The sequence below is a fragment of the Streptomyces bohaiensis genome, assembly GCF_012033785.1.
Classification (GTDB): domain Bacteria; phylum Actinomycetota; class Actinomycetes; order Streptomycetales; family Streptomycetaceae; genus Streptomyces; species Streptomyces bohaiensis.
In genome coordinates this window covers 1,965-7,942 of sequence record NZ_JAAVJC010000213.1, presented here as the reverse complement: position 1 = coordinate 7,942, position 5,978 = coordinate 1,965, and the positions used below count along the sequence as shown (strand labels likewise).

General features: G+C 73.6%; 6 protein-coding genes and 1 pseudogene. 5 read left to right on the top strand and 2 right to left on the bottom strand.

Annotated elements, in window-relative coordinates; all coding sequences use genetic code 11:
* Positions 1 to 691, bottom strand: a 691-nt coding sequence (locus tag HCN52_RS18815) for a pirin family protein (RefSeq protein WP_168089631.1), incomplete at its 3' end; no start/stop codon positions are given.
* A gap of 212 nt (positions 692 to 903) precedes the next feature.
* Between HCN52_RS18815 and HCN52_RS18810 the strand changes: the two genes are divergently transcribed.
* The 5 genes from HCN52_RS18810 to HCN52_RS18790 all read left to right on the top strand — a co-directional run bounded on the left by HCN52_RS18810 (position 904) and on the right by HCN52_RS18790 (position 5,875).
* On the top strand, positions 904 to 2,094 hold the full coding sequence (locus HCN52_RS18810) for a PucR family transcriptional regulator (protein ID WP_312876775.1): 1,191 nt from the start codon (positions 904 to 906) through the stop codon (positions 2,092 to 2,094).
* Positions 2,095 to 2,188: 94 nt separating this feature from the next.
* Positions 2,189 to 3,127 (top strand): ACP S-malonyltransferase, encoded by a 939-nt coding sequence (locus tag HCN52_RS18805; protein ID WP_168089629.1) that lies wholly within the window; start codon positions 2,189 to 2,191, stop codon positions 3,125 to 3,127.
* 22 nt (positions 3,128 to 3,149) lie between these two features.
* Complete coding sequence (locus HCN52_RS18800) at positions 3,150 to 4,154, top strand: ketoacyl-ACP synthase III (RefSeq protein WP_168089628.1); 1,005 nt, start codon at positions 3,150 to 3,152, stop codon at positions 4,152 to 4,154.
* 92 nt (positions 4,155 to 4,246) lie between these two features.
* Positions 4,247 to 4,495 (top strand): acyl carrier protein, encoded by a 249-nt coding sequence (locus HCN52_RS18795; protein ID WP_168089627.1) that lies wholly within the window; start codon positions 4,247 to 4,249, stop codon positions 4,493 to 4,495.
* A 111-nt stretch (positions 4,496 to 4,606) separates the two neighbouring features.
* A complete protein-coding gene (locus tag HCN52_RS18790) occupies positions 4,607 to 5,875 on the top strand; it encodes a beta-ketoacyl-[acyl-carrier-protein] synthase family protein (protein ID WP_168089626.1) in 1,269 nt (422 codons plus the stop codon).
* On the opposite strand, the pseudogene HCN52_RS18785 reads toward HCN52_RS18790, so the two are convergent.
* Positions 5,873 to 5,978 (bottom strand): annotated as a pseudogene (locus tag HCN52_RS18785) (3-oxoacyl-[acyl-carrier-protein] synthase III C-terminal domain-containing protein); the annotation flags it as partial. The gene HCN52_RS18790 and the pseudogene HCN52_RS18785 sit on opposite strands and share 3 nt — an antisense overlap.

The following is a 5,978-nucleotide window of genomic DNA, read 5'->3' as shown; positions in this document are numbered from 1 at the left end:
GCGCCGCGGGGCGCAACCCCCAGAGCAGCAGCTCCGTGCCGGGCGCCGCACCCGTCAGCGGCGGACGGCGGTCCGGGGGCGCGGCGATCCGGACCTCGTCGCCGGGCGCCAACCGGTCCGCACCGAGGTGTGCCGCGCCGCGCACCACATGGAGCTCCGCCAGCGGCGCATCGGGGAAGGGCACCTCCTCCCCCGGCTCCGGCCGCGCCACCCGCAGCGTGGCGTCGGTGCGCGGGAGCCGGTGGTCGACGCCGGCAGCCAGGGCGCGCACCACGGTGTACTCGGTGTCGCCGCCCGGGGTGTCGGGCACCAGCCACATCTGGAGGAATCGCAGCGGCGCGTCGCCGTCGTTGCGCTCCACATGGTGGGCGAGCGCGCCGGTGGTGAGGCGCTGGAGGTCGCCGGGGCGCACCATCGTCGCGTTCCCGGCGCTGTCGCGGTGGGTGAGCTCGCCCTCGACGACCCAGGTGACGATCTCCAGGTCGCGGTGGGCGTGCTCGGCGTACCCGGCGCCCGGCGCGAGGAGTTCCTCGTTGCAGGCGGTCAGCGGCCCGAACCGCAGGTTGTCGGGGTCGTAGAAGCCGGAGAACGAGAAGGCGTGCCGGGTCTCGATGCCGGCGGCCGCGTCCCCGCCGCGGTACCGGGCGGCGGCACGTCGGATGTCGACCCCGGGGGTCGCGGCGGCGTCCATGCGCCCACGGTAGCGGCGCGGCGGGGCGGCCGGGGGCCGGCGCAGCCCCGAGCGGCGCCGGGGCGCGCCGCCGCCGGTGGCCGGGGCGGACCCCTGGGGGTGGCCCGACGGCGCGGATGAGGCAGGCTGGGACCGTGTCCGACACACCTGAGCAGGAGAACAACGCCACAGCCGACCCGCGCGCGCCGCGGGTGAGCCGCGCGGCCGGGAACGTGCCGGGGGCCCGGGGCCCCGTGGGCCCGGTGCACGCCGCCACCGTCCGCAACCTGGAGCGTTCGGCCGGCAAGCTCGCGGCCGCCGCCATCGCGCGGATGGACGAGAACCTGTCGTGGTACCGCGTGATGCCGCCGGAGAACCGGTCCTGGATCGGGTTGGTGGCCCAGGCGGGGATCGCCGCGTTCACCGAGTGGTTCCGCCACCCCGGCGCACCGCAGGCCATCTCCACCGACGTCTTCGGCACCGCGCCGCGGGAGCTGACGCGGGCGGTCACGCTGCGGCAGACGGTGGAGATGGTCCGCACCACCATCGAGGTGGTGGAGACCGCGGTGGACGAGATCGCCGCCCCCGGCGGCGAGGACGCCCTGCGGGGTGCGCTGCTCGTCTACGCGCGGGAGATCGCGTTCGCCACCGCTCAGGTGTACGCGCAGGCGGCCGAGGCCCGGGGTGCGTGGGACGCCCGGCTGGAGTCGCTGGTCGTCAACGCCGTCGTCTCCGGCGAGGCCGACGAGGGGGACGTCTCCCGCGCCGCCGCCCTCGGCTGGGACTCCCCGGAACGGGTGACCGTGGTGGTCGGGTCGGCGCCCGACGCGGACAACGAGCTGACGGTGGAGGCGATCCGCCGCGCCGCCCGGTACGCGAAGATGCAGGTGCTGACGGGGGTGCTCGGCAAGCGGCTGGTGGTGATCGTCGGGGGGACCGACGATCCGCTGCGGGCCGCGAAGTCGCTGATCGCCCCGTTCGCCGCCGGACCGGTCGTGGCGGGACCGCTGGTGGAGGACCTCCAGGCGGCGACCCGTTCCGCCCAGGCCGCGACCGCCGGGCTGCGTGCCTGCGCGGCGTGGCCCGACGCCCCGCGGCCGGTGGCCGCGGACGACCTGCTGCCGGAGCGGGCGATGGCCGGGGACGCCACCGCCAGGGGGCTGCTGGTGGAGGAGATCTACAGACCGCTGGAGCGGGCGGGCTCCGCCCTGCTGGAGACACTCAGCGTCTATCTGGAGCAGGCCAACAGCCTGGAGGGGGCGGCACGGATGCTGTTCGTGCACCCCAACACCGTCCGGTACCGGCTGCGACGGGTGACCGACGTCACCGGGTGGTCGCCCTCGGACGTGCGTTCCGCGTTCACGCTTCGTGTCGCCCTGATGCTGGGACGGCTGAGCGCGGGCGAGGCGGGATCCGCGCGCTGAGCAGACCGTTTGTCGGAGGGTGACAATTTGCCCCGTGGTTCTTGGTGACGGTCCCCACCCGCGTCGGGCACCGCTGCCGCGAGAGAGTGTGAGAGTGCTCGTTCTCGTCGCTCCCGGCCAAGGCGCCCAGACGCCTGGCTTCCTGACCCCCTGGCTCGAACTGCCCGGCGCAGCCGACCGGCTGCGCGGGTGGTCCGACGCGATCGACCTCGACCTGGTGCACTACGGCACCGAGGCCGACGCCGACGCGATCCGTGACACCGCGGTGGCGCAGCCGCTGCTGGTGGCGGCGTCGCTGCTGTCGGCGGAGGCCGTGCTCGGCGCGCTGCCGGCGGCCGGCCCCGCGCCCGCCCTGGTGGCGGGCCACAGCGTCGGCGAGCTCGCCGCCGCCGTCTTCGCGGGCGTGCTGTCGCCCGAGGAGGCGCTGGTGCTGGTGCGGCGGCGCGGGCTGGCGATGGCGGAGGCCGCGGCGGTCACCGACACCGGCATGTCCGCGGTGCTGGGCGGCGACCCGGAGCAGGTCGCCGCGAAGCTCGCGGAGCTGGGCCTGACCCCGGCGAACGTCAACGGCGCCGGGCAGGTCGTCGCGGCGGGCACCACCGAGCAGTTGGCCGCGCTCGCCGCGGACAAGCCGGAGAAGGCCCGCGTGATGCCGCTGAAGGTCGCCGGCGCGTTCCACACCGCCCACATGGCGCCGGCGGTGGCGGAGATGGAGGACGCCGTGCTCGGCCTCACCCCGGGCGACCCGGTGGTGCGCTACGTCTCCAACGCTGACGGCGCGGTGGTGGTCGAGGGCAAGGACGTCCTCACCCGCCTCGTCACCCAGGTGTCGAACCCGGTCCGCTGGGACCTGTGCATGGAGACCTTCCGGGCCGAGGGCGTCACGGCGCTGATCGAGGTCTGCCCGGGCGGGACGCTCGCCGGGCTCTCCAAGCGCGCCCTGAAGGGTGTGCGGAACCTGGCGGTCAAGACACCCGACGAACTCCCCGCAGCCCGTGAACTCGTCGCGGAGTTCTCCGCGAGCGAGCACTAAGCCGAACAGGAGCCCTCAACCGATGGCAGCGTCTCTCAGGCCGAGCAAGGGTGCCCCGTACGCGAGGGTGCTCGGCGTCGGCGGCTACCGCCCGCAGCGGGTCGTCCCCAACGAGGAGATCCTGGAGCACATCGACTCCTCGGACGAGTGGATCCGCTCCCGCTCCGGCATCGTGACCCGCCACTGGGCCAACGACGAGGAGACGGTCGCCGAGATGTCGCTGGCGGCCGCGGGCAAGGCCCTCGCGGCGGCCGGCATCGGTCCGGAGCAGGTCGGCGCCGTCGTCGTCTCCACGGTGTCCCACTTCATGCAGACCCCGTCGGTGGCGACCGAGATCGCCTACCGGCTCGGCACCGGGAAGGCCGCGGCCTTCGACATCTCCGCCGCCTGCGCGGGCTTCGGCTACGGCCTGGCCGTGGCGAAGGGCATGGTCGTCGAGGGCAGCGCGGAGTACGTCGTCGTCATCGGCGTGGAGCGGCTCTCGGAGCTGACCGACCGGGAGGACCGCTCGACGGCGTTCCTCTTCGCCGACGGAGCGGGCGCCGTCGTCGTCGGCCCGTCCGACGTCCCGGCGATGGGCCCCACGGTGTGGGGCTCCGAGGGCGACAAGGCGGACGTGATCGAGCAGACCACGCCGTGGACCGCGTACCGTGACGGCGAGGTCGCCCGCTTCCCGGCGCTGCGCCAGGAGGGCCAGACGGTCTTCCGCTGGGCGGTCTTCGAGATGGCGAAGGTCGCGGAGCAGGCGCTGGAGGCGGCGGGGATCACCGCGGCCGAGCTGGACGCCTTCATCCCGCACCAGGCCAACATGCGGATCATCGACTCGCTGGCCAAGACGCTCAAGCTGCCCGAGCACGTCGCCATCGCGCGGGACGTGGAGACGACGGGGAACACCTCGGCCGCCTCCATTCCGCTGGCGATGGAGCGGATGCTCGCCACCGGTCAGGCCAAGAGCGGCGACATCGCGCTGCTCATCGGCTTCGGGGCGGGTCTCGTGTACGCGGCGACAGTCGTTACCCTCCCCTAGGACATATCCCCCGACGGACCGGCATCCCGCCGGATCGTCCGTCACATCCCCGCGGTTCGCCGCGGCACACAGAGATCGAAGGAGCGGCGCACATGGCTGCCACGAAGGAAGAGATCATCTCCGGTCTCGCCGAGATCGTGAACGAGATCGCCGGCATCCCCACCGAGGACGTCGCCGAGGACAAGTCGTTCACCGACGACCTGGACGTCGACTCGCTGTCCATGGTCGAGGTCGTCGTCGCCGCCGAGGAGCGCTTCGACGTCAAGATCCCGGACGACGACGTCAAGGGCCTGAAGACCGTCGGTGACGCCACCAACTACATCCTGGAGCACCAGAGCTGACCCACCCGGTCCGCTGCGGACGGCTCCCGGCCGCCCGCGTCACGTGCCCGCCGCCACCCCTCTCGGGGTGGCGGAGTTCCACCACCCTCGACAAGCGGAGCAGACAATCCCGTGAACGCTACCAATCGAACGGTGGTCGTCACCGGTATCGGCGCCACCACGCCCCTGGGCGGCGACAGCGCATCGACCTGGGACGGCCTGATGGCTGGGCGGTCGGGTGTGCGCCCCCTGGAGCAGGAGTGGGCCGCCGAACTGCCCGTACGGATCGCCGCGTCCATCGCGGTCGAGCCGGGCGAGGTGCTTCCCCGGCCGCTCGCCAGGCGGCTGGACCGATCGGCGCAGTTCGCGCTGATCGCAGCCCGCGAGGCCTGGGCGGACGCCGGCCTCACCGGTCCCGCCGGTGAGGTCGGGGGCACGGTGGACCCCGACCGGCTGGGTACGGTCATCGCCTCCGGCATCGGCGGCGTGACCACCCTGCTGGACCAGTACGACGTGCTGCTGGAGAAGGGTGCGCGGCGTGTCTCGCCGCACACCGTTCCGATGCTCATGCCCAACAGCCCGGCGGCCAACGTCGGCCTGGAGGTCGGCGCCCGGGCCGGGGTGCACACCCCGGTCTCCGCCTGCGCCTCCGGCGCCGAGGCCATCGGCTACGCCGCGGAGATGATCCGCAGCGGCCGGGCGGACATCGTCGTCACCGGCGGGACGGAGGCGTGCGTGCACCCGCTGCCGATCGCCGCGTTCTCCAACATGATGGCGATGTCCAAGGACAACGAGAACCCCGAGGGCGCCTCGCGCCCCTACGACACGGGCCGTTCCGGTTTCGTGCTCGGCGAGGGCGCCGGCGTCGTGGTCCTGGAGTCCGCGGAGCACGCCGAGCGCCGCGGCGCCCGGGTCTACTGCGAACTCGTGGGCCAGGGACTGTCCGCGGACAGCCACCACATCGCCCAGCCGGAGCCCACCGGCCGGGGCATCTCGGCGGCGCTGCAGAACCTGCTCGACGCCACCGACATCGACCTCTCCGAGGTCGTGCACCTCAACGCGCACGCCACGTCCACACCGCAGGGCGACGTCGCCGAGGTGAAGGCCCTGCGCAAGGTCCTGGGCGACCACGTCGACCACGTGGCGGTCTCCGCCACCAAGTCGATGACCGGTCACCTGCTCGGGGGTGCGGGCGGTATCGAGACGGTCGCCACCGTCCTCGCGCTGCACCACCGCACCGCCCCGCCCACCCTCAACGTCGACGAACTCGACCCCGAGGTGGACGCGGACGTCGTGCGCGGTGAGCCGCGCGCTCTGCCCGCCGAGGGTCGGCTGACCGCGCTGAACAACTCGTTCGGCTTCGGCGGCCACAACGTGGTGCTCGCCTTCCGCACCGTCTGACGCCGCGCACACGAGACCCGCCCCGAAGCCGATGAGCAGCGCGATGTCGCCGCTCTTGGCCTGACCGGTGGCGAGCATCCGCTCCATCGCCAGCGGAATGGAG